Annotated in this window: 1 pseudogene; it reads left to right on the top strand. The window is 65.2% G+C overall.

Annotated features, from left to right (window positions below):
* Positions 1-388: 388 nt before the first annotated feature.
* Positions 389-1,158: pseudogene (locus C4S70_RS18405) on the top strand (DNA methylase); the annotation flags it as partial.

Raw genomic sequence — 1,158 nt, forward strand, 5'->3', positions numbered from 1 at the left:
CGCCGGTTGCAACATCAAGCCGCTGCCGCCTAAACTCAGACAGAAACCGAACCAGAGCCTCCGTTACGAAACTGCTTGCGCTGTCCGAAAAACTCTGACGACGGACATTAAGTAGCTTCCAACTGGTCCAGACCCGCGCGAACCGGTTGGTTCCTTTTGGGCCGAATGCGTATGCTGGCGGGCTTGGCGCGGGATTTCGCCAGCGTCAGGGCCGGATTTTTGGGAAGCCACCCGGAATCCGGATCCACCCTCGGCGCCGAAAAATCGTCGTAACATCAAATACATGACCGGCCGCGCGGGGTGGATACCCCGTGGATGCCGGAGTCCAGCGGGCAGGCCGGTGGACTCCGCTTCGCCGGACTCCACCGCCAACCACGGAAAAACACCCATGACGCTGAGCTTCGCCCCCGAGCGGATCGAGACCTGGCCGCTGGCCAAGCTCCAGCCCTACGCGAAGAACGCGAAGGTGCACGGGTCCGACCAGGTGGCGAAGATCGCCGCCAGCATGGCCGAGTTCGGCTGGACCGTGCCGTGTCTCGTCGGCGAGGACGGAGAACTGATCGCCGGCCATGGCCGTGTGCTGGCCGCGACGCAGCTTGGGCTGACTGGGGCGCCGGTGATCGTGCTCGGCCACCTGACCGAGGCGCAGCGCCGGGCCTATCGTCTGGCCGACAATAAATTGACCGAACTGGGCGACTGGAACGAAGCCGTTCTTTCGGCAGAACTGCAGGACCTGCTGGCCGAGGACTACGACCTGTCGCTGGTCGGTTTCTCTGATGGCGAGCTGGACAAGTTGCTGGCCTTCGTGCCGGAGGGGGATGGTGAAGACGGTAACGCTGGGGGCTCCGTGCCACCGGTGACCATCCCCGAGCCGCCGCGCAATCCGGTATCGCGCACCGGCGATCTGTGGATCCTCGGCGATCACCGGCTGCTCTGCGGGGACTCGACCAGCCGTGACGACGTCCGCCGCCTGATGAACGGTGAGCGCGCGGTGCTGTTCGCGACCGATCCGCCGTACCTGGTCGACTACGATGGCTCCAACCACCCCACCCGCAACAAGGACTGGTCCGCCTCCTACGGCACGACCTGGGACGACAGTTCGCAGGGCGTGGAGCTCTACGACGGCTTCATCGCCGCCGCCGTGGCCGAGGCGATCAC

This window comes from Jhaorihella thermophila, from assembly GCF_900108275.1.
GTDB classification, from domain to species: domain Bacteria; phylum Pseudomonadota; class Alphaproteobacteria; order Rhodobacterales; family Rhodobacteraceae; genus Jhaorihella; species Jhaorihella thermophila.